This window comes from Cohnella lupini (assembly GCF_003386205.1).
GTDB lineage: Bacteria > Bacillota > Bacilli > Paenibacillales > Paenibacillaceae > Cohnella > Cohnella lupini.
Window position 1 is genome coordinate 1 of record NZ_QRDY01000024.1, and the last position, 25800, is coordinate 25800.

General features: G+C 51.7%; 23 protein-coding genes. 20 read left to right on the forward strand and 3 right to left on the reverse strand.

Annotated features, from left to right (window positions below; translation table 11 throughout):
- Positions 1-360: 360 nt before the first annotated feature.
- The gene (locus DFP95_RS24615) at positions 361-1002 is read right to left on the reverse strand and encodes a hypothetical protein (protein ID WP_115995352.1); all 642 of its coding nucleotides are present in this window, start codon (positions 1000-1002) and stop codon (positions 361-363) included.
- A gap of 229 nt (positions 1003-1231) precedes the next feature.
- Between DFP95_RS24615 and DFP95_RS24620 the strand changes: the two genes are divergently transcribed.
- The 18 genes from DFP95_RS24620 to DFP95_RS24705 all read left to right on the forward strand — a co-directional run bounded on the left by DFP95_RS24620 (position 1232) and on the right by DFP95_RS24705 (position 21924).
- A complete protein-coding gene (locus DFP95_RS24620) occupies positions 1232-2263 on the forward strand; it encodes an LCP family protein (protein WP_115995353.1) in 1032 nt (343 codons plus the stop codon).
- A gap of 115 nt (positions 2264-2378) precedes the next feature.
- Complete coding sequence (locus DFP95_RS24625) at positions 2379-2819, forward strand: CBS domain-containing protein (protein WP_115995354.1); 441 nt, start codon at positions 2379-2381, stop codon at positions 2817-2819.
- A gap of 29 nt (positions 2820-2848) precedes the next feature.
- Positions 2849-4837: an amidohydrolase family protein gene (locus tag DFP95_RS24630; RefSeq protein WP_115995355.1), complete on the forward strand. Its 1989-nt coding sequence runs from the start codon at positions 2849-2851 to the stop codon at positions 4835-4837.
- A 145-nt stretch (positions 4838-4982) separates the two neighbouring features.
- Positions 4983-5285 carry a MazG-like family protein gene (locus tag DFP95_RS24635; protein ID WP_115995356.1) on the forward strand — a complete coding sequence of 101 codons (303 nt, stop codon included), beginning with the start codon at positions 4983-4985 and terminating at the stop codon, positions 5283-5285.
- 11 nt (positions 5286-5296) lie between these two features.
- Complete coding sequence (locus tag DFP95_RS24640; RefSeq protein WP_245987945.1) at positions 5297-6196, forward strand: DUF2232 domain-containing protein; 900 nt, start codon at positions 5297-5299, stop codon at positions 6194-6196.
- 71 nt (positions 6197-6267) lie between these two features.
- Positions 6268-8238: a DHH family phosphoesterase gene (locus DFP95_RS24645; protein WP_115995358.1), complete on the forward strand. Its 1971-nt coding sequence runs from the start codon at positions 6268-6270 to the stop codon at positions 8236-8238.
- The gene (gene rplI, locus DFP95_RS24650) at positions 8235-8678 is read left to right on the forward strand and encodes a 50S ribosomal protein L9 (RefSeq protein WP_115995359.1); all 444 of its coding nucleotides are present in this window, start codon (positions 8235-8237) and stop codon (positions 8676-8678) included. The genes DFP95_RS24645 and rplI overlap by 4 nt, the downstream gene beginning before the upstream one ends.
- Positions 8679-8681: 3 nt before the next feature.
- The gene (gene dnaB, locus DFP95_RS24655) at positions 8682-10058 is read left to right on the forward strand and encodes a replicative DNA helicase (RefSeq protein WP_115995360.1); all 1377 of its coding nucleotides are present in this window, start codon (positions 8682-8684) and stop codon (positions 10056-10058) included.
- 178 nt (positions 10059-10236) lie between these two features.
- Positions 10237-11526, forward strand: a complete 1290-nt coding sequence (locus DFP95_RS24660; protein ID WP_115995361.1) for an adenylosuccinate synthase — start codon at positions 10237-10239, stop codon at positions 11524-11526.
- A gap of 557 nt (positions 11527-12083) precedes the next feature.
- The gene (locus DFP95_RS24665) at positions 12084-12764 is read left to right on the forward strand and encodes a stalk domain-containing protein (protein ID WP_115995362.1); all 681 of its coding nucleotides are present in this window, start codon (positions 12084-12086) and stop codon (positions 12762-12764) included.
- A gap of 34 nt (positions 12765-12798) precedes the next feature.
- Complete coding sequence (locus DFP95_RS24670) at positions 12799-13476, forward strand: stalk domain-containing protein (protein WP_115995363.1); 678 nt, start codon at positions 12799-12801, stop codon at positions 13474-13476.
- Positions 13477-13717: 241 nt separating this feature from the next.
- Positions 13718-14398 (forward strand): hypothetical protein, encoded by a 681-nt coding sequence (locus tag DFP95_RS24675; protein WP_115995364.1) that lies wholly within the window; start codon positions 13718-13720, stop codon positions 14396-14398.
- A 180-nt stretch (positions 14399-14578) separates the two neighbouring features.
- The gene (locus DFP95_RS24680; protein ID WP_147304215.1) at positions 14579-16144 is read left to right on the forward strand and encodes a M23 family metallopeptidase; all 1566 of its coding nucleotides are present in this window, start codon (positions 14579-14581) and stop codon (positions 16142-16144) included.
- A 200-nt stretch (positions 16145-16344) separates the two neighbouring features.
- Positions 16345-17085, forward strand: coding sequence for a response regulator YycF (gene yycF, locus DFP95_RS24685; protein ID WP_115995366.1), 741 nt, complete (start codon positions 16345-16347; stop codon positions 17083-17085).
- Complete coding sequence (gene walK, locus DFP95_RS24690; RefSeq protein ID WP_115995367.1) at positions 17082-18923, forward strand: cell wall metabolism sensor histidine kinase WalK; 1842 nt, start codon at positions 17082-17084, stop codon at positions 18921-18923. Before yycF ends, walK begins: the two co-directional genes overlap by 4 nt.
- Positions 18920-20236: a YycH family regulatory protein gene (locus DFP95_RS24695; RefSeq protein ID WP_115995368.1), complete on the forward strand. Its 1317-nt coding sequence runs from the start codon at positions 18920-18922 to the stop codon at positions 20234-20236. Before walK ends, DFP95_RS24695 begins: the two co-directional genes overlap by 4 nt.
- 46 nt (positions 20237-20282) lie before the next feature.
- Positions 20283-21053: a two-component system regulatory protein YycI gene (gene yycI, locus DFP95_RS24700; RefSeq protein WP_115995369.1), complete on the forward strand. Its 771-nt coding sequence runs from the start codon at positions 20283-20285 to the stop codon at positions 21051-21053.
- A gap of 67 nt (positions 21054-21120) precedes the next feature.
- Positions 21121-21924, forward strand: coding sequence for an MBL fold metallo-hydrolase (locus tag DFP95_RS24705; RefSeq protein WP_115995401.1), 804 nt, complete (start codon positions 21121-21123; stop codon positions 21922-21924).
- Positions 21925-21933: 9 nt separating this feature from the next.
- Here the strand turns inward: DFP95_RS24705 and DFP95_RS24710 are convergent, their stop codons facing one another.
- A complete protein-coding gene (locus DFP95_RS24710; protein ID WP_115995370.1) occupies positions 21934-22134 on the reverse strand; it encodes a hypothetical protein in 201 nt (66 codons plus the stop codon).
- A 238-nt stretch (positions 22135-22372) separates the two neighbouring features.
- Between DFP95_RS24710 and DFP95_RS24715 the strand changes: the two genes are divergently transcribed.
- Together DFP95_RS24715 and DFP95_RS24720 are read left to right on the forward strand one after the other, a co-directional pair.
- A complete protein-coding gene (locus DFP95_RS24715; RefSeq protein WP_115995402.1) occupies positions 22373-23710 on the forward strand; it encodes a S1C family serine protease in 1338 nt (445 codons plus the stop codon).
- A 39-nt stretch (positions 23711-23749) separates the two neighbouring features.
- Positions 23750-23917, forward strand: a complete 168-nt coding sequence (locus DFP95_RS24720) for a CxxH/CxxC protein (RefSeq protein ID WP_115995371.1) — start codon at positions 23750-23752, stop codon at positions 23915-23917.
- A gap of 443 nt (positions 23918-24360) precedes the next feature.
- On the opposite strand, the gene DFP95_RS24725 is transcribed toward DFP95_RS24720, so the two are convergent.
- Positions 24361-25800, reverse strand: coding sequence for a magnesium transporter CorA family protein (locus DFP95_RS24725; protein WP_115995372.1), 1440 nt, complete (start codon positions 25798-25800; stop codon positions 24361-24363).

Consider the following 25800-nt stretch of genomic DNA (forward strand, 5'->3'; position numbering starts at 1 on the left):
ATCTAACATTTTGCCTTCGTGCCGAGCGATTTAAAAGAAACTTTAACCTACGTGGAGCACCATGCGTTGACTTTCACGTTCATAGCAGTCGGAAAAACCGACTATCGCGGGAGGGTCTAAGAGGTCTGTGCTCGTTATGGTCGAAAAAAGCGACTATGGCGGGGCGTCTTGGGAGTCCGAGCGCATTATGGTCGTAAAAAGCGACTATGGCGGGGGGGGCTGAGTGGTCTGTGCTCGTTATGGTCGGAAAAACCGACTATGGCGGGGGATTCATCTCTAGCAAACAAAAAGAGACCCGCCGTCGACAAGACGCAGGTCTCGATAATCCGAACGCTGCCGGAGCAATCCGGGAGCGTTTTTCTATTCGCTCTTTTCAAAGCTCCGTCGATGCAACGACAAAGCCTCGCGAAAGCGATGGAATGGGACGGATAATTGGTCAATCTGTTTCTTGACCCTCTTCTGCTTGGGGATGTCGTTATCGCAGAAGAGATACAGGTCAATATATCGATCGAGCTGTTCCCGCACGGTCAGGATGAACCCAAGCTCCCCGACATGAGCCTTGGACAGCTCCTTCAGATCTTCGGCGAGAGACGCGCTTAACTCCTTCAGCGTGTGGGCTTCCAAAGAGACGCGAATAAAGAATTGTTCCGGCGTGTAGTCCATGCGATGATCCAATCCGGGGACTTGCGCCCAGAAAGCGTTCCAATCCCGCAGGTGTCCGGTTTCATACAAGACGTATTTCAAGAATCCGCATAACCAAGCCGTGCAGCTCGTGTTGCGAAGCTTGCACCCCGCCCCGTTCGAGAGATGCTCACAACCGCCGCAGCAGGAGCCCCCGTTATAGATGCAGACGTTGCAAATATGATCGGCGCCTAATTCGTGTAAATAGTTCATGCCAAGACCGATGACCGATTCGCGGCTTACTTTATGGCGTTTCAGTCGAACGGGCCGCGAATGATTCTTAGAAGAAGGATCATCAATCGTCGTTTCGGACATCCGCATTCCGTCCTTCCTAATATAGTGAGCATTATACGCGAGCGCACGCCGAACGACAACGAATTCGAAGTGGTTGAAGTTGGGCAGCGTGGAAGCTTTTCTATTTGTTTAATGATTTATGGAGTGAAATATGGAACAATCTATCTTTGTGAATCGTATATTAGGGGTCCAGCGGGGTAAAAAGGGATGCAAAAAAGAGAAGTCATCGGAAGTTCACGAAAAGGAGAGTGGAATTATGCGTAATTATCGTCGTTTCAAAATCATAATGATATCAACGTTCATGCTGCTCGTCATTGCGGCTGGAGTCGTATATGCCAATAGAGGCGCTTTATCCGCGTTGGGCTACGATTGGTTTCTGTCCGATAAAGTGGAGGCTAGCTTTGAGGATTCATACCAGCCTTTGAACGATCGTCCGACTTCGGAGGAGCCGCCGCAAGTGGAGAATCCGTTCAGCATGCTGCTCTTGGGGGTAGATGCCCGCAACCACGAACGTGGCCGCTCGGATACGATGATCTATACGGTCGTTCGTCCTCAAGATGGTAACGTATTAATGGTTTCCATTCCGCGGGATACGTATGCGGATATCGTGGGTAAAGGTACAGTGGACAAAATCACGCATGCCTACGCGTTCGGCGGACCCGAAATGGCCGTGAATAGCGTCGAGAAGTTGCTTGATGCTAAGATTGACCACTACGCGTCCATTAATTTTCAAGGCTTTACCAAGGTCGTGGATACGCTAGGAGGTATACCTCTTCCCATTATGAAAGATATCGTGAATAAGGGCGCGGATCACGAGAAATTTACCGTCGAAGCGAACAAAGACAGCTATACGGGCGTGGAAGCCCTTAATTACGTGCGTTATCGCGAGGATGCGGGCGGCGATATGTCCCGGACGGAACGGAACAGGGCATTTATCGAAGCGCTCGTTCACAAAACCTCTTCGTTGCAGCAATGGAACAAGATTCCGGAAATTCTGGACATCGTAGGAGACAATTTCAGCACGGATCTGCCTCCGGAGTCGATGAGCGATCTGGCCAAGAAGTTCTTGCAAATCGGTCATGAAATCAAGAGTTATACGCTGAAAGGCGAAGGCAAGCGTATGGGCGAGCAGAACCTATGGTATTTCGTGAGCGACGAGCAGGATTTGGCCGACGTTCGCGCTACGATAGCGGCTTGGATGAATCCGGCCACTCCGGTAAGCGAGCTTACCGTCCCTCATGAGGTCGAAGAGTCGGCGTCCAATCCACCTCAAAGCCCTGCGGCATAAATTGACAAGAAGCGGCATGAAAATGGTGATTCTCGAATTATGCATGATATAATGGATAGGCTGCGACCATGGGCGGCGGGTCTTTCGTTATAACGGAGGAGGAAACCAGGAAACCATGAATATTGCATTTTTTCTATTGCCTAAACAAGAAGTGGTATGCGTGAACGAAGACGCAACGCTGCGTCAGACGTTAGAACGCATGGAACGGCATCGATATTCGGCCGTCCCCGTCATTAGCGAGACGGGGGAGTATAAGTCGACGGTTACGGAAGGCGACCTCTTGTGGTATTTGAAAGCGAATCCGGGACTTAGCTTCGAACAGTTGCATCGGGTATCTCTAAGCGATGTTCCGTTAAGAATGAATAATCTTGCGGTAAGTATCGATGCCAACATGGAGGATTTAGTATCGCTCGCCAAGACCCAGAACTTCGTTCCGGTCGTGGACGACATGAACCGGTTCATCGGAATCGTACGGCGCAGCGATATCATTGATTATTGCGAGAAGCTTCTTCTTCCCTTTGGCTCCAACGATAAAGAAGTCAAGAGCGAAGCGTAGGGAAAATACGGGACAACCTCGGAGGAACGATGACTTACAGCCGTAACAGCAGAGCGCGCAAACGCGGGATTTTTCCGTTGATCCTCGCGATCGCGGTACTTATCGTCGCAGGAGGAATATGGGCCGCGACAACGTTATTCGGGGATGATAAGCCGGGGGCGCTGTCGGAGTCCAGTCCGAACGCAACAACCCCGATAGCCGACGGAGGTTCTAAGCCGTCTTCGGAAGCGGCATCGCCTTCGACCTCCGCAGAGCAATCGGAAGAAGGAATCATCGACCAGCCGACGGCTTCCGAGTTAGGTAAAACCTACGACGTGGTCATCTCCAACGGCCGCGTGATCAACCCGGAGACGAAGCTGGACCAGGAAGGCCTTAACGTGGCCGTTCAAGGCGGCTCGATCGTGCTAGTAACCGATCGGAAGCTGAAAGGCAAGCGCGAGATCGATGCGACGGGGCTTGTCGTGGCACCCGGATTCATCGACAACCTCTCTTACGATCCGAACCCCGTCGGCGTATGGAATAAGATCGCGGACGGAGTCACGACGAACATCGCCATGCATGGTGGCACGGCAAATCCGGACAAGTGGTATCCCTACTATGTTCGGAATAAGACTCCGGTTCACTTCGGAGCATCGTTCTTCTATACCCAAGCGCGGAATCAGTTCAAGTTAAGCCGTTACGATACGGCGAAACCCGCGCAGACGCAAACGTTGGTCGATCAAGCCGAGAAAGCGCTCAATAACGGAGCTCTTGGCATCTCGTTCAGCTTGGAATACGTTCCTGGCGTGAATGATAAGGAAATATTGCCGCTTATGAAGCTGGCTAAGAAGTATAACGTTCCGGTTTATTTTCACGCCAGGTATTCGGACATGGAAGAGCCGGGAACGAACATCGACGCCATGAACGAGCTGATAGGTTATGCCCGAGCGTCGGGCGCCGCCGTTCATATCGATCATATCAACAGCACCGGCGGAACGTTCTCCATGACGCAGTCGCTGAAGATGGTTGCGGACGCGATCGCCGAAGGGCTTGATATCACTTCGTGTATCTATCCCTACGATTACTGGGGAACGTACTTGAACTCGGCTCGATTCGACGAAGGTTGGCAAGATCGGTTCCGCATTACATACAAGGACCTGCAGATCGCGGGAACGAAGGAGCGCTTGACCGCCGAGTCGTTCCGCAAGTACCAGCAACAGGGTAAACTCGCGGTCGCTTACGCGATTCCGAAACAAGACGTCATCGACTCGCTGAAGGCGCCGTATGTAATGATCGGCAGCGACGCGATTCTGGAGCCCGGGTTCAACAACCATCCCAGAGCGTCGGGAACTTTCGCAAGAACGGTTGGCCTCTATGTGCGGGAGGAGCAAGTCATCTCGTTGTCCGACGCGATTGCCAAGATGTCTCTCATGCCGGCGCAGCGCTTGGAGAAGCAAGCTCCGGCACTGCAGAAGAAGGGCAGGATCGCCAAAGGCATGGATGCCGACATCGTGGTGTTCGATTACGACAAGATTAGCGACAAGTCGACGGTAGACAAACCGGAGATCGTGTCCGCCGGAATCGAATACGTGCTTATAGAGGGACAAGTCGCCCTCGACGAGAAGGGCATCCATAAGGACGTTCATGCCGGACAGCCGATCAAGAGCGAATTCCTTCGAGTGAAGTCCGGAGGCTCTTCCCTTTCATGGGAGGGAAGCAACGACACGCTATTGGAATATCGCGGCGCCAATTATGTGGATCTGGCTGCGCTGGAAAGCCACGGCTACGCCTATCAATGGGACAAGGTCGCGCATTCTTACTCGCTGACGTTAACAGACGGTAAAGCAGGCGCGGTCGTTCCTAAGCCCAAGGTGGGAGAGTTGATCCTGGAGCGGGGCTACAAGCTGATCTGGGATAACGGAGCCGCCACGGAGCTATTATCCGTCGGAGAACGGAACTATGTGCCTTTATCCGCGTTGAAAGCGCACGGTTGGAAGTTAGCCAAAGAAGGAGTCGGCTTCACGCTGACGGCCCAGTAGAATCGAACATTACCGAAACCCGGTAGCGGCAATCGCTCCCGGGTTTTGTCTGCTTGCCGAGGGACACCGGTTGTATGATATAATGAAGTTTGCAGCTTTCCGGGCTTCTGCATCAATGACGAGTTGAAGCGTAGGAGGAATAGCGATGGACCGAGAACTGGACGTAGCCACTAGAGCCAAGACGATCGAGTGGCTCAAAACCGAAGTCGTCGATCAGATGTCGCGTTTGTTCAAAGCGATATGGGACGGGAGCACAACCCGGGTAAAGGACAGCTTGGCAGGTCTTATCGCAAGCTCGTATATTTTAGGTCGAAGATTAGGCATACCTTACCGCGATCTGGATTCGGCCATTCAGGACAAGCTGGCTAAGCTTAAACAAGAAGGACATCAATTGGAAGATCAGTACCGCGATTTGACCGAATTGTCCGAACATATCCGCAAGAGGTGAATTTTTTGAATATGAGTTGGAAGTCGTTGTCGTGGAGCGCGGCGGCGTTGCTGTTGCTGCTTACGGTTGCGACACCTTTGAATTTCATCACGACTTTCTTGATCATGACTCCTTTCGTTGTCTTGTACACTCTGCTTAAACCCAAGGTTTTCATCCTGCATTTGCTTCCGATCGGGGTGCTAGCGTACTTCCTGTCCGGAGGGATGGGGCCGGTGGTCATGATCATCGGTTTCTTCTTCCTGGTCCCTTCCGTCGCGATGGGACATCTGTACAAGAGGGGAAGCACCGCGAAGCTGGCGATTATCGTCGGGTTCGTCGTGGTGCTTGCGCAGCTCTTGCTCGAGCTCGTTCTTTTCTCAGCGATGTTCGATATTAATTTAAAAGCCGAATTGACTTCGATGTTAACGGACAGCTTGAAGCAGCTCGAAACGAGCAATTTATTCGAATCGGGCTGGGCGGCGGAAACGGCGTCCGCGTTCAGCGAAGAAGTCATGAAGATGTTGCCGATGCTACTGCTGGTGTCCGCGTTCTTCTTTACGATCGTGACGCACTGGCTTTCGCGAATGTCCCTGCGCACGGTGGGGATTCAAGCGCCTGCCTTACCGCAAGCGAAAACCTGGAGAGTCCAACGAAGCTTGGTGCTCTACTATCTGATCGCTATGGTCGCCAGCTTGATCATCTCGAACGAGGATAATGGGTATTGGTCGATCGTGATTTCGAATTTGGTCCCGATCTTGCGCTTCGTCTTTACGGTGCAAGCCATCGGCTTCTTCTTCTACCTTGCGGACGCCAAGAAATGGCCGAGAGTGGTGCCCCTTCTGTTATGCATACCGCTTATGCTATTTCCCCCGGCTTACATTATCGGTTTGATTGACGCAGCTTTCCCGCTGCGCAAATATTTCGTGAAATAAGGCGGGATTCGGATAGGCGCGCATCGTCGGGTGCCTATTCTCCTAGCCATTAGACGGGAGCGAAAGCGGATATGCCCAAGTTTCTCGTGCAGCGTTGGCACGGCATGCATATCGTCTGGGCACTGGTGCTCATCTTCATGTTAACCGTTGCGTTGGCCTGGTACCAATGGCTGCTCGGTTTGTTAGGTTTGGCGCTTGGAGGGGTCGTGGCCGTATACGGCATACTCGCGGAGAAAGCTTTCCGCAACGATCTGGACGACTACGTGCTTACTTTATCCCATCGGATCAAAAGCGCGGGTAACGACGTCATCGGACAGCTTCCTTTCGGAATCATCATTTTTAACGAGGACAAAGAAATTCAATGGCATAACGCCTATATGTCTACCGTTATCGGTCGCCCTTCCATCGTCGGCGAGCCTCTGGCTACGCATTTCCCCGTTCTGCAGCAAGCGGCGAAAGACAAGGATAAGGAAACGGGTATCGAAGTCACGATTAACGGCCGGGTTTACGAGCTTCTGCCGCGGCTGAAAGAGCGTATTCTCTACGTAGTGGATATTACCGAAAGATGGATGGTCAAGAAGCGGTACGAGGAAGAGAAGCTGGCGCTCGGGATCGTCATGATGGATAATCTCGAGGAAGTTGCCCAAGGCATGGACGAACAACAGCGGGCATTGATGTTATCGAAGGTTACCGGCGAGATCAACGAGTGGGCGCAGAAATACGGATTGTTCTTGCGCCGGTTGTCCTCGGATAGGTATATGATCATTACGAACCAAATCACGTTGAAAGGCTTGGAGCAATCGCGCTTCGAGTTGCTGGACGACGTGAGGGAGATTACGATCGAGCAGAAGCTTCCAATGACGCTCAGCATCGGTTTTGCCTCCGGTGCGGAGAATGTCATCGAATTAGGGCATCTGGTGCAAGGAAGCTTGGATATCGCCCTTGGGAGGGGCGGAGATCAGGCCGTCGTCAAGGTCGGCCAGAGACAGAGCTTCTACGGCGGCAAGAGCAACGCGGTCGAGAAGCGGACGCGGGTGCGCGCGCGCGTCATCTCCCATGCGCTGCGGGATCTGATCAAGGAAAGCGACAACGTCATTATCATGGGGCATAAGATGCCCGACATGGATTCCATCGGCGCGGCGATCGGCGTCATGAAGGCTGCGCAGCTGTACGGGAAGGAAGCTTATATCGTTCTGGAGGGAGTTAATCCCGCCATTCAGCGGATGATGGATATGCTGAAGGAAGACGAGAAGCTCACCAAGCGATTCATCTCTCCCGAATATGCTTCGGGACTGATCGGCAAACGTTCTCTTGCGGTAGTCGTGGACACTCACCGAGCGACTATGGTTGCCGAGCCGCGTCTATTGCAAGCGACGGAGAGAATCGTAATCGTAGACCACCATCGCAGGAGCGAGGAATTCATCGACGATGCCGTTCTGGTCTATATGGAGCCTTATGCCTCTTCGACTTGCGAGCTCGTCACCGAGTTGCTGCAATATATCCATGAACGAGTAGTACTCGATGTAAGGGAAGCAACGGCATTGTTGGCCGGCATTACGGTCGACACGAAGAGCTTCGCATTCAGAACCGGATCGCGAACGTTCGAAGCCGCATCGTTCCTTCGCCGGAACGGAGCGGACTCCGTGCTCATTCAGCGCATGCTGAAGGAAGACCTGGAGGAATACATTCGCAAAGCCGAGATCATTCGCAACGCGGAAACCTACCGGGAATGCATCGCGATCGCCGTAGCCGATTCGGGTAAGCAGGTGCCGCAGCTGCTGATCGCTCAAGCGGCGGATACGCTACTGAATATGACGGGAATCAAAGCCTCGTTCGTCGTCGGGCTGCGACCGGACGGCCTCGTGGGAGTTAGCGCCAGATCGCTTGGACATATCAACGTGCAAATCGTGATGGAACGGCTTGGCGGGGGCGGACACTTCACGAATGCCGCTGCCCAGCTCCAAGGGACCGTTACCGAAGTCACGGCTAGGCTAAAGCAAGTATTACAAGAAGTCGAGAAGGAAGAGGGGTTATTCGAATGAAGGTTATTTTCTTGCAGGACGTAAAGGGTCAAGGTAAAAAGGGCGAGATCAAAGAGGTGTCCGAAGGTTACGCGCGCAATTTTCTATTACCTAAAGGAGTCGTTAAGCTTGCTACCGATGGCGCCAAGAAAACATTGGATCAACAGGTGGCCTCCGCTCAGAAGAAGAAGGATAACGAGAAGAACGAATTCAAAGCGCTGGCAGAGCGGTTGTCCGAGATGACCGTCGTCATTAAAGCCAAGGCGGGAGAAGGCGGACGTCTTTTCGGCGCCATTACGAGCAAACAGATCGCGGAAGCGCTGGAGCTGCAGAAAATCTCGATCGATAAACGGAAAATCGAGCTGGATGATCCGATTCGCGTGTTAGGAACGACGAAGGTTTCCGTGAAATTGTATCCCGACGTGAAGGGCACGCTAAACGTACAAGTCGTGGAGGAATAAAGCATGAACGGAAGTGGCGATCAGCAGCTGTTGTATGACCGCGTACCCCCCCAGAACCTAGAGGCTGAACAGGCCGTTCTCGGTGCCATTCTGCTTGAATCCGAAGCGCTTATCACCTCCATGGAACGTTTGAAGGCGGAAGACTTCTACAGCGTCTCTCACCAACGCATATTCGATGTGATGGTAGCCTTGAACGACGATAACGAGCCGATCGATCTCATCACCATGGCTGCCCGATTGCAAGATCTAGGGCAGATGGAAGAGGTCGGCGGGATCATGTATTTAACCAAACTCGCGAACTCGGTTCCGACGGCGGCGAACGTGGAATACTACGCTCAGATCGTGGAAGAGAAGTCCATTCTTCGCCGGTTGATCCGCACGGCTACGCAAATCGTCTCGAACGGCTACGCGACGGAAGACGATGTAGGCGTGCTGCTTAACGACGCCGAAGCGAGAATAATGGAGGTTTCCAGCCGTCGTTCCGCTACGGGATTCATCAGCATTCGGGACGTCCTCATGGAAGTGTTCGAGAAGGTCGAATTTCTCTATAACCATAAGGGCGGAGTATCGGGAATTCCATCCGGCTTCATCGATCTGGACAAAATGACGAACGGATTCCAACGCAACGATCTTATTATCGTCGCGGCCCGTCCGTCCGTAGGGAAAACGGCGTTCGCCCTGAATGTCGCCCAGAACGTGGCGGTTCGGGCATCGGAGACGGTTGCCATATTCAGTCTCGAGATGTCGGCTCCTCAGCTCGTTCAGCGGATTATTTGCGCGGAATCCAACGTAGACGCGACGCGGATGCGTACGGGACATCTTGAAGGCGACGATTGGGAGAAGCTGTCTATGGCGATCGGCTCCCTGTCCGAGGCACAGATCTATATCGACGATACGCCGGGAATTACGGTATCCGATATCCGAGCGAAATGCCGTCGGCTGAAGAAGGAGAAGGGTCTGGGATTGATTCTGATCGACTACCTTCAACTGATACAAGGACGGGGCAAAGCCGGCGAGAACCGTCAACAGGAAGTATCCGAGATCTCGCGTACGCTTAAGCAAATCGCGCGCGAGCTGGAAGTTCCCGTTATCGCGCTGTCCCAGCTTTCCCGGGGCGTAGAGCAACGGCAAGACAAGCGTCCTATGATGTCCGACCTTCGGGAATCCGGTTCCATCGAGCAAGATGCCGACATCGTGGCGTTCTTGTATCGGGACGATTATTACGACAAGGAAACGGAAAAGAAGAACATCATCGAGATTATTATCGCTAAGCAGCGGAACGGACCGGTCGGAACGGTAGAATTGGTGTTCTTGAAAAACTTCAATAAATTCGTCAGTCTTGACCGTTCTCATGGCGAGGCTTACGCAGGCAGCGCTTAAAATCGTCACATGAGGCTAAATTCCGAACGATCATATGGACTGTTGCGGAATTGTTCGTAATTCCGTTGACTTCCATAGGTTCTGTTGCTAAACTAATCATGCTGCCTGATCGCGAGAATGCGATTTCGGGTGGCATTATCATGCCGGCGTGAGGAACACTCCGGGTGGAGGGATTGCAGTGTCAACAGTCGTTGTTGTAGGTACGCAATGGGGAGACGAAGGCAAAGGGAAGATCACCGATTTTCTAGCCGAGAAAGCCGACGTCGTCGCCCGATATCAAGGTGGGAATAACGCCGGACATACTATCCTCATAGAGAACAAAAAGTACAAGCTGACAATGGTTCCTTCCGGTATTTTCAATCAAAACAAATTGTGCGTCATCGGTAACGGGATGGTCATTAATCCCGGAGCTTTGGTGGAAGAAATTCAATATATTCGCGACAACGGTTTCTCGACGGACAACTTGAAGATCAGCGATCGCGCGCATGTCATCATGCCGTACCACCTCGTGCTCGACGCGTTGGAGGAAGACCGCAAAGCAGACAATAAAATCGGAACCACCCGCAAGGGAATCGGTCCTTGTTATATGGATAAAGCCGCGCGCAACGGGATTCGCATCGCCGACCTGATGGTGGCCGAAGCGTTCGAAGAGAAAGCCCGCGCGATTATAGCGGATAAGAATCAAGTCATCACGCAGATGTATAACGGCGAACCGCTCGAAGCGGATGGCATTATCAAGGATTATCTGGCGCTGGCGGAATTACTTCGCCCGTTCGTAACCGACACGTCGGTCGTTCTGAACGATGCGATCGATGCGGGCAAGAAGGTACTGTTCGAAGGCGCGCAAGGCGTCATGCTGGACATCGACCAAGGGACTTATCCTTACGTCACGAGCTCTAACCCTTCCGCCGGCGGCGTATGCATCGGCTCCGGGGTCGGTCCTTCGAAGATACAGGAAGTCATCGGCGTAGCAAAAGCGTACACAACTCGCGTCGGCGACGGTCCGTTCCCGACGGAGTTGAACAATGAGCTCGGTCAATGGATTCGCGATAAAGGCCACGAGTACGGAACGGTCACGGGCCGCCCGCGCCGCGTCGGCTGGTTCGATACGGTCGTCTTGCGCCATGCGCGCCGCGTGAGCGGCATCACGGGATTGTCGCTTAACTCGCTGGACGTATTGACGGGACTTGAGACCGTCAAGATCTGTACGGCGTACAAATTCCGCGGGGAGCTCATGGAGCATTACCCGGCGAACCTCAAGCTGCTGGAAGAATGCGAAGCGGTGTACGAGGAGCTTCCGGGCTGGAGCGAAGACATCTCGGGCGCCAAGAAATTGAGCGATCTGCCGGAGTCGACTCGGAAATTCGTGGAGCGGATTACGGAGCTTACCGGAATTCCGATCGCCATCTTCTCCGTCGGCCGCAACCGCGAGCAGACGAACCAAGTATTGCCGATCTACGGATCATAATAGCGAGAGCGCTGGGAGCCGTTTGGCGGATGATTTCATCCGCTGGGCGGCTTTTTGTATGTCAATCAGGAAGTATAAAATTACGGTGCTTAGCATAAACGGTTCATACCGTCCAAAGCCGGCGAGCCGTGTTCCTGCTAGGAACAGAAGTTAATACTTAGGTAGTGGAAAGTGACATGAGGTGAGTGGTATCCATTTCAAATACGATGTTTTTCAATGTATTTTTGAAGTAAGTCCAAGAATGAAGCTGGATAAAGATGTTTTTTATTACTAATGGTCTCCGTTTGGTCTATTCCTTTCCAAAATACGATCAATAGTGATTTTCTTCATCTTACTTTGACTGCAAAAGTGCCCAATAGCTCCAATAACGATGATTACCAGTCTAATTTCCTTGATCTACCTTTGATTGCTCTCTTTTTGATCAAATCGAATCGCAGAGCACGCTTTAATCTCAAAGTGACGGTTGGTGAAGTCGTATTTTTTATAATTACGGGCAACTTCAAGCGCTTTTCGTTGTGTATACGTTGAGATCTATTTTCGAGTGGAGGCGATGGAGAATGAATAAGAAGTTGGTGGCTCTTGCCCTAATCTTATGTCTATTACTGGGTACTACGGCGTTCTCCTATATCCATGTTTCGATGTCGTCCATAACTCTTGTATTCAACGGGAAGAAGGCGGATGTCGATGCCAAGACGCCCCCGATTCTTACTTATAATAACCAGGCATATGTGCCCTTAAGATATATGGCAGAGCAAATGGGAGCGGAAGTCGATTATAACGGGGAAAATAAAGAAGTTTCCATCGGTTATTTGACCAACCGGATTGTTCAATCGCAAATTAACGCATCCAGTCATTATGAGGATTTCTCGCTGTCGATCTTCAGCGAGAAGCGAGTGTTCAAGGAGAACGAGGACATTCGGGTGTGGGCATCCTTCCGTCACCTTGGAGACGAATCCGCATTGATTTATAGCGGAGAACCTTTGTTTGCATTCGAAATATTAAGCAAATCAAAGGAATTGTATTCGGAGATTCTAGGTTACTCTCTAGAAACCAGAACCTTCGGGCCTAACGACGAGTACAACCGGAATTTGCTTATCGGAAGCGAAGGTCCCTATAGATATCAGAATCTTCATCTGCCCAAGGGGGACTACAAGATTATCGTGCGTGCGATGTTCGGGGAATCCCCGAGTACCATCGAGGATCGTTTGAAATCGGAAATCGAGATTCGAGTCGAGTAAATCAATCCGAAGCTGAGGAGAGGAGCGAAGAGAGATGAAGAGACTTGGTATGGTTTCGGCTTTGGTTTGTATTCTGTTCGGAGCTACCGCTTTTACGAATACCAAGGTTTCGCTTTTGCCCGTCATTATGAAATTCAACGGTATAGAAGATGGCGAAGAATCTACTGCCCTGATCTATAAAAACAGAATGTATGTACCGCTAAAATACGTGTCCCAAAAATTTGGCGCGGATTTGAGCTACGACGGAGAGTCGAAGGTTGTTTCTGTGGTCTATCCTGATATCCGTACAGCGAAGTCCGAGATCAGTTCCTCGAATACGAGCGGACCTTTCAAGCTGTCCATCTATAGCAAGAGGCAGATATACAAGACGGATGAGCCGATCAAGGTATGGGCTGATTTTACGAACGTGGGGCAAGAAAAGAAAATCATCAACAGCGCTAGCTTGTTGTTTGTATTTAGAATCACAGACGAAAATGGAGGCGAAATGTTGGACATTGGGGGGTTAGAATTGCTAACCCATATTTTCGAACCGAATGACGAGTACATCCGAAATATGGATTTGTACCACTTGAATGACTTCGAGGCACCGTTCTTGAACAAGAGGTTGACTCTCCCTAAAGGAAATTACACCATTGGAGCCTATGCGAGATTCGGATACAAACCGGAAGATACGATCAATTTAGACTCCGAAATCGAGATTCGAGTCGAATAACGTTCAATTGCTGTCGATTGAACCGTACAAGACACCTCTTATCGCAAACGTAGGAGCTCCATTCGGAGAGATTGATCCTATCGTTTCGAAAGGGGTGTTTTTCCTATCGGAATAGGAATGAGGAAAGGAAGGTTTGCCCATACTAAAACTATGAAAACATATAGAGCAGGTTCAAAGGTCTGTTTGTCGGCACGACAAGAGACGGCTTTATGAACAGCCTCTTAGAGTTGGAGGTATAGGGATGTTTAAGTGGGTAAGCTGGGTGATCCGGATGGGAGCGACAGCATTGCTGCTCAGCTTCTTGTGCATATGGACGACGGGGTATATCGTGAACAGCTACATGGAATCGGTCATTAAGCAGTTGGATTTGCCGTTAGATATTCAACCGATTGCATTGTCCGGCGTATGGGGAACGTTATGGGGGGCGGAGGAGACGCCGGAGGCGAGCGCGACTCCCGAAGCTAAACCCTCGCAGGAGATTGCAAGCGATGATCCCGAGGATAGCCAGACGGATACGCCGTCTTCGGAAGTCGAAGGAGGGCAAGCGGATCCCGACTCGGAAAATACCGGAGATACTCCCGATTCTATCGATGCGGGGGGGCCGCTGGACGGGGTAAATCCCGATCCAGACACGGAAGCCGGCGTCGACGACGGAGAAACGTTGCCCGTATTTAACGGCCAGGAGGCCATGGGGCAGTTATCCGACGAGCAACGGCAATCGCTATATGCGATGGTCGTCTCCAAGCTGAACCAAGACCAGTTGAAGCAATTGTCGGATTCCTTGCAGGGAGGACTGACTTCGGAAGAGTTATCCCAGATGGAAGTCATGCTCAAAGCGACCTTAACCGAGGAAGAATATTCGCATATGATGGAGGCTCTCCAAGGAGAGACAAAAACGGATTCCGGTACTGTTTCAGAATAAGATAGAATGGTTAATTTATACGTAGCTACCGGGAGCGGAAACCGGTGGCTCTTTCCATTTTTCATAATTCTAATGGGGCCAAATGGTTGATAGATTTGTCGGACGTATGCTAAAGTGAGATACAAGCTTCTGGCAAAACCGGGAAAAAGAAAGCCGAAAGCAAGAGAAAAGGAGAAGATTATGGCCGTTTTCAGGGGAATGGATCGAATCCGGAGAATAATGTCCGCAACGCGGAATACCTTCCGGCATGTTCGGCCCACGCAATTGAAAGACAAGACCATCGCCGCAAATCAGACGCAGCCTATTCCAACTAATATACTTCGCAATTATCGTACTCCGGTCATCGTGACGATCTGTGGCATAGCCGCGGTTATCGCGGTCGGAATCGGCGGACGGCAATATGTGGAGTCCCATAGCGTTGATTACTATAGTGTTGTCATGGCAGGAAAGCCGGTAGGAGAGATTAGCAGCGAATCGAAAGTGGAACAGTTGCTCGCAGCCAAAGCTACCGAATTGGAGAAGGCAACGACACCCGTACGGCTCGTGCTGAACGAGAATCAGGTCACCTTCGAGCCTGAAAGGGCTTACAATAAGAAATTCGACGATGAAGAGACGTTATCCCGTATAAACGGTATGCTTCAAACCCATCCGGTCGGGGTGAAACTCGTCATCGATGGCGAAGTCGTGGGGATCGTCCGCGATGAAGCGACCGCGAACAAGGTTCTTCAGCGGGTGAAGAATAAGTACGTTCCTGCCAGATTAGTCGCGAAGAAACCCGCTACCGAGGTCCAATCCTTGTCCGTGACGAACGTAAGCACGGCAACGAAGAATGCGGCGCCGCAACGAACCGTCACTTCGGTTGGCTTCGTAGAGGATGTGCAGACGGTAACGACGGATATCGAAGCTTCTCAGCTGTCGGATCCGGAAGAGCTGTATGTCAAGCTTACGAAGGGCGAAGCCGTTCCGAGGAAGTACACGGTTAAGGAAGGCGATTGCATCGGATGTATCGCCGCTAAGCTTGATGTTTCGGAGAATCTGATCTATAAGAATAACAAGTGGATCAAGAACGATAACATCAATATCGGCGACGAATTAGATCTGTCGCAAGAAGAGCCGCCGATTCTGAACGTGAGCTCGGAGGAGCAAGTGACCGAGATCGAGGATATCGAGCCGCCGATTCAATACCAGAAGAACGAAACGATGAAGCTAGGACAACAGAAGACGCTTCGAGAAGGCAAGATAGGGAAGCAACAAGTGACCTATCGCTTGATCAAGCGAAACGGATTGATGTTGGAAGAAGAACAGATCGCACAGAAGGTGCTGCTTAAACCGATTCCTACGATTATTCTCAAGGGAACGAAGGTTATCCGCGGCGAAGGGTCCGGTAAGTTCTCGTGGCCTGTCGTCGGAGCCCGTATCACGAGTTATCAAGGCGCCAGATGGGGCCGTCAGCATAAGGGAATCGATATGGTCGGCAACAAGAACATCCTTGCCGCGGACGAAGGGGTCATCGAATATGCCGGCTATAAATCCGGCGGACTAGGAAATACCATTACGATCGATCATAATAACGGATTTAAGACCGTATACGGCCATATGAAGAGCGTAATAGCTAAAAAAGGCCAGATCGTGGAGAAGGGCGACGTCATCGGAATCATGGGCAGTACCGGCAATTCCACCGGCACTCATCTTCATTTCGAGGTCTACCTGAACGGCAAGCTCAAGAATCCGACAAGCTATCTGTAAGATAAGCCAGCCAGTCCGACGCGAACCAAAGCGTTGGGCTGGTTTTTTGTTTGGCGGTGGCAATCGTTCCGAGTGAATTCCGTTTAATTCCGATAGGGAAAAGCGATAGGGCAACTCCCACGAAACGCCATTGGGCTCTTGCCCGCATTATGGTAAGATAACATTAGAATAGCTTCCGAGAAGCGGGAGGCGGTGACGTCATGTTAGGAAAAATACTGGTCGTGGACGATGAGCGGCCGATTGCGGATATTCTGAAGTTTAATCTTGAAAAAGAAGGCTACGAGGTCGTCTGCGCTTTCGACGGAGAAGCGGCCGTTCGGTTGGCGTTCGAGGAAGAGCCGGATTTGATATTGCTCGACTTAATGCTACCGATCAAGGACGGCATGGACGTATGCCGCGAAGTGCGGGCTCGGCTATCCACGCCCATCATCATGCTGACGGCGAAGGATAACGAGATCGACAAGGTGCTGGGATTAGAGCTTGGAGCCGACGACTACGTAACGAAGCCGTTCGGTACGCGCGAGTTGCTCGCCAGGGTAAAGGCGCATTTGCGCCGCCAACGCAAGGTGGAATCCGCGCGGACGGACGAAGACGCGCAACCGGAAGCCGAGCGTCAAGGCTTGAAGCTGTTTAACTTATTCATCGATACGGACATGTACGTGGTCTATAAGAATAATTTGCCCCTCGATCTTACCCATCGGGAGTTCGAGTTGGTTCATTACCTGGCTAAGAACAGCGGGAAGGTCATGACGCGCGAGCATCTCTTGCAAGCGGTATGGGGCTTCGAATATTTCGGGGACGTCCGCACGGTCGACGTTACGATTCGCCGGCTTCGCGAGAAGCTCGAAGACGATCCCAGCCGACCCGAGATTATCATGACTAGGCGCGGACTCGGTTATTTGGTGCGGAATCCGAAGATGACGGGCGGTCATTACGGATGAGAGGGGTAAGCTTGTTCCGCAGCATTCAGATCAAGCTTATTATGATGGTACTGCTGCTCATCCTGATCGCGGTTCAATTGATCGGGGTTTACTTCATCAGCACGATGAAGAACTCCCTGACGAATTCCTTCACGGTCACCTTGAACGGTCAAGCCAATTTACTTACGAATTTGATTTCCTACTCGAACTTATTCTCGGAGAATAAGGAAACGGACGCCCAGGTTGGCAAGGAAGAGATGCTGAAAGCGATCGTCCAGAGCTTCGATACGATTAACGGTGCGCAGATCCAAGTGCTCGATTCCGGAGGCAAAGTTCTGGCTGCGACCTCTAGACCATCCGAGCAATCGTATATCGGACGCAAGAATACGTCGTTATTGGTCAGCCGGGCGCTGCAGGGCGTGCGGGATAACGAGGAGGAAATCATCGACGATGACAATACCCGCTCTAAAGTCATCGCCAAGCCCGTTTTCAATAGTAACGGTAAGATCGTAGGCGCGATCTATATCGTTGCCTCGATGAATGATTTGTACCAGACGATGGAAGGCATTAACCGAATATTCGTGTCCGCAACGTTAATCGCGCTCGGATTGACCGCCATACTAGGGGTCTTGCTTGCGGGAACGATCACTTCGCCAATCAAGGCGCTAACCCGCCAAGCTACGGCTGTCGCGGAAGGGCGATTCGACGAACGCGTGCCCGTGTTCGGGAAGGACGAGATCGGTCAGCTTAGCGTCGCTTTTAACGATATGACGGATCGCTTAAGCGATGCCCTGTCTATTAACGAAGAAGAGAAAGAGAAACTGGCATCGATTCTATCCAACATGAGCGACGGCGTGCTTGCGACGGACGAATTAGGACGAGTTATTGTTACTAACCGGAGGGCTAGAGGGATGCTCGGCATGTCCGAGCTCAACGAGGGGACGACCTTGTCCGAAGCGCTCGGAATCGAGAAGGAGCCGATCGCGGAGACGCTCGAAGGTAAAGAATCCTCCTTACTGCTCAATCGGGAAGGGGGAGACGAGGACGAGGAATTGGTGTTCCGGGTAACGCTGACGCCTATTCGTCGCAGAGACAAGGGAGTCGCCGGGGTGATCGCGGTGCTTCAAGACGTGACGGAGATGGAGAAGCTGGAGCAGTCCCGGAGAGAATTCGTGGCGAACGTCTCGCATGAACTGAGAACGCCTCTTACCACGATCAAGAGTTATGCGGAAGCGCTCGATGACGGAGCCCTCGACGAGCCGCCGCTGGCGGATCGATTCGTAGGGGTTATTCGAAGCGAGACGGAGCGAATGATCCGACTCGTTACGGACCTCCTTCACTTATCCCGGTTCGATTCCAGACGGAATCAGCTTCGTCGGCAGAAGACCGATCTGGCCGAAATGCTGGAGGAGGTCGTGGACAGGTTCTCGTTCCAGCTCCGGCAGAAGGCCATTACCGTAACGGTGAAAGTGGAGAATAAGCAGAAGACGGCATGGCTGGATCGCGACGGAATAGATCAGGTGCTCGACAATCTCGTATCCAATGCCATTAAATATACGCTGGACGGCGGAACGATCGACATATCCGCGAAGACTAACGAAGCGAAGCTATTGGCGATCGCCATCAAGGATACAGGGATCGGCATACCCAAGAAGGATTTAAATCGGATATTCGAGAGGTTCTACAGGGTAGATAAGGCTCGATCGCGGAATATGGGCGGAACGGGTCTGGGGTTGTCGATTGCCCGGGAAATCGTTCGCGCGCATGGAGGCTCCATTACGCTCGATTCCGAGACGAATATCGGAACCGTCGTTACGGTGCTGCTACCGATCGTACCGGAAGGAAGTGAATCCGCATGATCGAGAAAGGAAAGTCGGTGCTGCTGTTCTTGCTTGTAGCGGTCAGTCTCGTCCAGAGCTACTTTCTTGCCTACAGCAGGCCCTACATGGAGGCGAAAGTAAAGACGGAGCAGGATTACGTGAATACTGAGCCGCTAGGGACGGAGGAACAGGTCGAGAATCTGATCTTCCCGGAGCAGCTCGTCATTCATCTTGGCAACGATAAGCATACGGTTTTCTACCCGAGTACGCCGACGTTCTACGATTTAATTCTAAAGAAGCTTCAGAGCCGTGAATTCAAGGGGATGAAAAGCGATTCCGTGAATTCCGTCGATTGGGATCAGATCAGGCGCGAGGATCAAGGCGTCGAACTGCGCTTCGGAAGGGCCATTCCTTTCGAATTGCTGCAGCGGGTGTTCAAGATCGACAGCGATTTTCTATTCACGAGAGATTCGATCGACCGAATGTGGATTTACGCCAGTAAAGACCGGGACGAGGTAAGAACGTTCTTCTTCAGCGCGGACGGACGCCAAGTGTACGAATCGCTGCGGGCGGATTTGACGATCGGAGACGTCGAAGGTTACGTGGGCTTCGGTCAGTTCTGGGACCCGTACACGTCCTTGGACGGCAATGTGTACGTTCCCGAGAAGCCGATTACCCGAATGCAAGCCTTGGAGGTCTCGTTCGACCGGTATACGACGGAGCAGATGCAGGATAACTTGTTCTTCGATCCGGAAAGTATACGGACGATTCAAGATAGCAAGACCGGTCCGCAAGTGTATACAGACACGAAGATAGGTCTTAAGATCGAGCAAGACGGAACATGGTTGTCCTATACCGACCCCGTGGCTCCGACGGAAGGCGACAACGACATGGTTGATAACGTGATGGCCGCGGTAAGCTTCGTGAATCAGCACGGAGGCTGGAACGGGATGCATCAGTTAGTCAAGGAAACCGATTCGGAGACCGGGAGCGAGGTCATTCGTTTCCAGCAATTTTATAAAGGAGTGCCGCTCGTATCCGATCGTTCGATGAACTTCGGATTCATGCAATTGACGCTACAGCAAGGCTTGGTATCGTCTTATAACCGGTCTCTTGTCATCGTAGGAGATCAGGTGACGAACAAACGCATCAGGCAGTTGCCGGGCGGGAATCCGTTGAAGGCCATTCTGAATTCGATGGAATCGGAAGGCAAGAACATAGAGGCTTTGTATCCGGCTTATCAACCCGAGATGCAGAAGGATAAAGTCGCTTTAAGTCCGGTTTGGGCGGCGCGATTGACTACCGGAGAGGTTGTCATCGTCGCCAAATCGGGAGCCGTTACGGTGAAGTGATCCGCTGGACCAACGACCGTGCCAGGAGAAAGGAAGGAGGAGCGGAATGGACTGGAGACGTGCCAAGAGCGTGTTGATCATATCCTTTCTCATGCTGAATATCGTGCTGGGATACCAGCTGTGGACAGACTGGCGCGAAAGATTGAACACGGCGGTGGATTGGACGTCCCTTCCTCCCGAGACGCTGCTGGCCATGCGCGAGAAAAATATTCAAGTCGACGACAACGCCACCATACCGACGGAAACGCCGGCGATGAGGGAAATGACTTATACGTTCAAGCAGCGGGCAGGTACGGGAATTAATGATCGAACGGCGATTGCTGCAACTCCCGAGACGAGGTTCGTCTTCAATCAAGAGGAGCTTGTAGTCGCGCTGGGCGGTATTATCCCGGAACTGGGAACGTACACATTGGATGTGCCGGGTAGCCGCGAGGGGGTATACTTTCGCTTTAACCGGATGCAAGGAGGGTGGCCGTTGTTCGACATTCACCTGAATCTATACTATAGCGAACAGAAGATTCGGGCTTACACGCAGGATCTTATCGAGATCAAGCCTTCGTCCGGAGCCAAGGAACAGCAAGTGCTGCCCGCGGCCAAAGCATTAGCCAAAGTCATCGAGGTCAACCTGCCCGCGGGCTCGGTCATCAAGGAAATCAGATTGGGCTACCACGGGGAAGAAATATTCAATGACGCGGAAACGCAAGTTTCCGTTCCTTCTTGGAGGGTTTTGCTGGAAAATGGCGAAGAAGTGTATTATGTGAATGCGATTAGCGCGGAAGTCACGACAGAGAAAGGCGAGGCTCTCGTAAACCCCTGAAACAAACCTAGCAAGCGGTACATAGGGGGTGGCGGGAAGCTCGTGGGGAGAGGAATTGGAAACGAATATGGGACTTCGATTCTCGGTGCTGTCCAGCGGATCGACGGGGAATGCGACCGTCGTGTCTACGGACTTGGCCACGGTTCTTATCGATGTTGGTTTTAGCGGGAAAAAGATAGAAGAGTTGTTGAGAGATAGAGAGATTGCCGCGCAGGATTTGGACGCGATATTCGTCACGCATGAACACTCCGATCACATCAAGGGACTTGGGGCGTTCGCGCGCAAGCATCGGTTGCCCGTATATGCCAACGAGAACACTTGGGGCGCCATGAAGCAGAAGATCGGCGAGATTCCGGAGGAGCAGCGGCGAATTCTGCCTTCGGATAGCGTAATGGAAATCGCGGATTTGCGCATCGAGTCGTACGCGATCTCCCACGATGCGGCGGAGCCCGTCGGATACTGTTTTCTGGCGGACGGGGCTAAGCTTAGCCTGGCGACGGATCTCGGCTACGTAAGCGATAAGGTCATGCGTCAGCTTCAGAATTCGGACGTGATGGTACTAGAGTCCAACCACGACGTGAACATGCTAAGAATGGGTAGATACCCGTGGAATATAAAGCGTAGAATCTTGGGCGATACCGGGCACCTTTCCAACGAGGCGGCCGGAGAAGCGTTATGCAGCCTCCTGACGGGCAGTCTGCGAAGGGTGTATCTAGCCCATTTAAGCCAAGAGCACAACCTGATGGATTTGGCCAAGCTTACCGTGAATACAGTATTAGAGGATAACGGTTATTTTTACCGTAAGGATGAGTTCGCTCTGTGCGAAACGTACCATGATCGTTCGACTGCCTGGGACATCGTTAAGAAATAGATTAGAATTTTATAACAGTAGCTGCCTGTCCAGCTCGGTTTCCATCTGCGAGGCTTTCTCGCTGATTTCCTCGGGCGTAAGAATGCCTTTCTCGACCAGAAGCTCTATTAACGTACTGATAGCAAGGAGTTGTCTGTAGTGGTCGTGCTTCATATCGGATACCTGCGAAGCTAGACTGAGGAATTGCATGCCATACTCCGTCGTTCTCATAGGCTCTACTTCCTTTCTTTACCTTTGTATTTATGAGGGGAAATCACTTGCTTGTCCTTCTATCGGAAAGTATTCTATTACTATTCTAGTCAAAACCTTAATAAACATTCCTATTAATTTAGGATTGCACGGTATAGAAGACGAATAACTAGTTATGATGATTAAGAGGAAGACTCGCAGCGGCGTGGGGAAGCCGAATGACGCTTATCGGTCCCTAATAGAAGGATGGTGCATGACCATGAGCTTGTTCGATGATGATTTCTACTCCACGAGGGTCAAGAGGCGTTCGCGTAATGCCATGGAGCCCGATTCGAGGGGTTTCAGAGGGATGCGCCAAGGGTCTATGATCAAGGTTGCCCTCATTTCTTCTATTGCTAGCTCGGTATTCGTCGCTTTACTGTTCATTTTCTTGAATAGCGGAGATGACTCGAAGCCCGAAGCGATGCCGGCGTTAACCGGCGGTCAATCGCTGGTGGAGACCTCCGAGCGGATTATATCCGCTTCCGAGAAAGTGCGACCCGGCGTGGTAAGCATAATTAATATAACCAACCAGGCCTTAACCGAGATGGACGATGCGGAAGAACCATACGAAGAAGGCGAATTGCCATACAATGCGAGCATGGGCTCGGGCGTTATTTTCAAGAAAAGCGATGGAAAAGCCTACATTATCACGAATGCGCATGTCGTTCAGGATGCGGGTAAGCTACAGGCCGTACTTATTAACGGGGATAAAAAGGATGCCGCGATCGTAGGCTTGGATATCGTTTCCGATCTCGCCGTGCTACAGATAGACGCCGAAGGCATCGATACAATAGTGGAAATCGGCAATTCCGACAAGCTTCGTGTGGGGGAGATGGTTATCGCCATCGGCAACCCGCTCGGCTTCGGGGATTCGTTAACGCAAGGAATCGTTTCCTCGACCAATCGGATTCTTCCGGTATCGATCAATCAAGACGGCAATTACGACTGGGAACAGGAAGTCATCCAAACGGATGCGGCGATCAATCAAGGAAACAGCGGCGGAGCGCTTGTCGACTTGAACGGCAAGCTCGTAGGCATCAATAGCATGAAGGTAGCGGATACGGGAGTCGAGGGAATCGGCTTCGCGATCCCGATCGATAACGCGATGCCGATACTGAGCGAGCTGCTGGCGAACGGCAAGATCACGAGGCCGTACATGGGCGTCTATACGATGGACTTGGGCTTATACCTGGATAGTCCTCCTTCCGAAGAAGAAGAGGGCGGATCGAATGGAGAGGCACCGACCGTGGAAGACGGAGCGGCCGAAGGCGAGGGCTTCGAAGTGGCGTTGCCCGTTATTCCGGAAGGCGTAACCGAGGGCGTTATCGTGCTGGAATCCGTCGGACCGTCGCTCGATGCGGGGCTGGAATTCAACGATATCATCGTAGCTCTCGACGATAAAGCGATCAGCAGCACGATAGATCTTCGGAAGTACTTGTATAACTCCAAAAAAATCGGGGAATCGTTGAAAGTAACGTATTATCGCGACGGGAAAAAACAAACGCTCGATGTGAAGCTAGAGGAAAAGAAGGAAGAGCCGGTGGAAGAGCGTTAAGCCGGCGGTAAAAGAAACGGGCAAGAGGGGAACATGTCCATGTATTGTGTATGCCGCGAGCACGTAGAGCTTGCAATCGACAAATTCGTCGACGAGAACGAGGATGCGCCGGATTTGGTAAGCTTGGAAACCGCGGTCTTCTCGGCTTGGACGAAACCGGAGCACTGCGAATGGTGCAGCAATCCGGCCGAGGTATTGGTGATCTAGCTGGTAATCGAACAAGAAGCCGTAACCCCCTTAGCGGGACTTACGGCTTTTTCTTATGATGAGGAGTTGCCAGTCCATGGGTTATAGAGTTTTACGGGTGCTTCGGCGGGAACATAAGTGCCGAGTATCGCTAGGTTATTCATTTCCGATTACAATGTTTTTCATTGTATTTTGACGCGCGATATCAGATTTAAGTGGAATTAAGATGGTTTTCATTGCTTTTGGTTTGAATTTGGTCGATTCCTTTCGAAAATTCGATCCATAGTGATGTTCTTCATCCTACTTTGGTTCCCAAATGGATTGTTAGCTTGAATTACGATGATTAGCATCCTACTTAGCTTGCCAACCTCTCACCTTGGCACCCCAAGTTCCGCCGGGAACGCTTATTTCTCCATGTGAAGTACGGAACAGCGGAGTGCTAATTAGTATATTGGTAGCTCTTCCTACTTCCGCCGTCTGCGGAGAAAGTCTCGGCCCCACTTCCACAGGACGCCGATGACGAGCAGGAACGCGACCGTCAGACCGGAGAAGGTAACGGCGAACGCGATCCACTGAAAGGTCGAGTACCCGCTAAGAAAAGACCAGCTATAGTCTCCTTTCAGGTCCTCGATAACCTGATTCATGCCGTATATCCCGCTTATGACGGTATATATGGTTAGTATGGTCAGTAAGTAGCTGGATTGCTTTGAAGCGTGGGTTTCCTGGTACTTATAAAGGTCGTTGAGGGTTTCCTTCACGTCCTCGAACAGCTCGTCATTGCCGTAGACGTCGCGGAGCTGGTGGAAGATTTCCCTCCCTTGCGTCTGGGAGACGATCTCGACAAAATAATATTTGGCGGAAAAACAAGTAATATCCCGGATTAAATCCTCCGTATGCTCTCGCTTGCGTTCAAGCTGCACTTGGGAGTACGAGACCGATAATTTCAGCAGCACGATCCTGTGAAATAAGTTGAGCAGCAAGCCGTAGTAATACTCCCCGTACATTTGGTTAGCCAGCCGGTTCGCGGTTTCCGTCTTTTCCCTGGTTAGGCAGATAAAACAGGTTTCGTCGGTAATATAGTACGTATTCGGCGCCCAGCGATCATACTCGAAATTGGCGGCATATCGCTCCATGTAGGGGATATGGCTGGCGCTGACCCTGGCGTCGCCTTGCAGGTTCAGGCCATCGAGACGACCAGCGCGATAGCGGTGTAGCAAGGTAATATCAGACTCCTCGGGAAATGCGCAGAACCCGATCACGAACATTCTCTCGTCCATGAAGAACGGCAGCTTCTCGAAGTAAGTTCCGTCCATCGGAGAATGATCCAGGAAGGGCAGCAGATGCGGCGCGATCGCTTGGAAAACGAAATCCTCGACTTCTTCGAAGCTCTTCTCCTCGTATTCCACGAAGGTGTCGAAGTCTAGCTTGTTCGTATCCTGGAGGTGGCGCATGCGGTCTCCGAACTCCAGAGCCTGGCTGTAACCGAAGTCCTGACCGGGATCGATCTCCACTCGAAGCGTCAGAAATCCGGTGTTGAACGGGCATAGGACGATGTCGGCGGAATGCACCGTGAAGTTCAGGCGAAGCTGCCGCGTTCGTAAAGCGGCTCCGACGTTCAAGGCCTTGGTTAACCGGCGGAACGTCTCAGGATCGTCGTTATTCGGAAATAACACATGATTGGTGAAGGGTAAATAATACCTCTCCATATCTCGATGCGACACGCGATTGTCGGGTCCGTAGTAGCTATTTTCAAGCTCCAAATCCCCCAATTGAAAGAAATGATAACTCTCTTGAAGCAGGGTTTCCCGTAATTGGTCCTGGCAATTCCGCTCCAAAGAGAACGGGTAGATCAACTGAAAGACCGCCTTCGTCAGATTGGGGTCTTCGCTCTTGCCGATGATCAT

Excerpts from the sequence above, each read along its gene's own strand:
- DFP95_RS24725 (WP_115995372.1), bottom strand. The coding sequence starts at position 25,800 with ATGATCATCGGCAAGAGCGAAGACCCCAATCTGACGAAGGCGGTCTTT.
- DFP95_RS24620 (WP_115995353.1), top strand. The coding sequence starts at position 1,232 with ATGCGTAATTATCGTCGTTTCAAAATCATAATGATATCAACGTTCATG.
- DFP95_RS24720 (WP_115995371.1), top strand. The coding sequence starts at position 23,750 with ATGTATTGTGTATGCCGCGAGCACGTAGAGCTTGCAATCGACAAATTC.
- yycF (WP_115995366.1), top strand. The coding sequence starts at position 16,345 with ATGTTAGGAAAAATACTGGTCGTGGACGATGAGCGGCCGATTGCGGAT.
- DFP95_RS24680 (WP_147304215.1), top strand. The coding sequence starts at position 14,579 with ATGGCCGTTTTCAGGGGAATGGATCGAATCCGGAGAATAATGTCCGCA.
- DFP95_RS24630 (WP_115995355.1), top strand. The coding sequence starts at position 2,849 with ATGACTTACAGCCGTAACAGCAGAGCGCGCAAACGCGGGATTTTTCCG.
- DFP95_RS24705 (WP_115995401.1), top strand. The coding sequence starts at position 21,121 with ATGGGACTTCGATTCTCGGTGCTGTCCAGCGGATCGACGGGGAATGCG.
- DFP95_RS24665 (WP_115995362.1), top strand. The coding sequence starts at position 12,084 with ATGAATAAGAAGTTGGTGGCTCTTGCCCTAATCTTATGTCTATTACTG.
- DFP95_RS24695 (WP_115995368.1), top strand. The coding sequence starts at position 18,920 with ATGATCGAGAAAGGAAAGTCGGTGCTGCTGTTCTTGCTTGTAGCGGTC.
- yycI (WP_115995369.1), top strand. The coding sequence starts at position 20,283 with ATGGACTGGAGACGTGCCAAGAGCGTGTTGATCATATCCTTTCTCATG.
- DFP95_RS24710 (WP_115995370.1), bottom strand. The coding sequence starts at position 22,134 with ATGAGAACGACGGAGTATGGCATGCAATTCCTCAGTCTAGCTTCGCAG.
- DFP95_RS24715 (WP_115995402.1), top strand. The coding sequence starts at position 22,373 with ATGAGCTTGTTCGATGATGATTTCTACTCCACGAGGGTCAAGAGGCGT.
- rplI (WP_115995359.1), top strand. The coding sequence starts at position 8,235 with ATGAAGGTTATTTTCTTGCAGGACGTAAAGGGTCAAGGTAAAAAGGGC.
- DFP95_RS24615 (WP_115995352.1), bottom strand. The coding sequence starts at position 1,002 with ATGCGGATGTCCGAAACGACGATTGATGATCCTTCTTCTAAGAATCAT.
- DFP95_RS24640 (WP_245987945.1), top strand. The coding sequence starts at position 5,297 with ATGAGTTGGAAGTCGTTGTCGTGGAGCGCGGCGGCGTTGCTGTTGCTG.
- DFP95_RS24645 (WP_115995358.1), top strand. The coding sequence starts at position 6,268 with ATGCCCAAGTTTCTCGTGCAGCGTTGGCACGGCATGCATATCGTCTGG.
- dnaB (WP_115995360.1), top strand. The coding sequence starts at position 8,682 with ATGAACGGAAGTGGCGATCAGCAGCTGTTGTATGACCGCGTACCCCCC.
- DFP95_RS24625 (WP_115995354.1), top strand. The coding sequence starts at position 2,379 with ATGAATATTGCATTTTTTCTATTGCCTAAACAAGAAGTGGTATGCGTG.
- DFP95_RS24675 (WP_115995364.1), top strand. The coding sequence starts at position 13,718 with ATGTTTAAGTGGGTAAGCTGGGTGATCCGGATGGGAGCGACAGCATTG.
- DFP95_RS24635 (WP_115995356.1), top strand. The coding sequence starts at position 4,983 with ATGGACCGAGAACTGGACGTAGCCACTAGAGCCAAGACGATCGAGTGG.
- walK (WP_115995367.1), top strand. The coding sequence starts at position 17,082 with ATGAGAGGGGTAAGCTTGTTCCGCAGCATTCAGATCAAGCTTATTATG.
- DFP95_RS24670 (WP_115995363.1), top strand. The coding sequence starts at position 12,799 with ATGAAGAGACTTGGTATGGTTTCGGCTTTGGTTTGTATTCTGTTCGGA.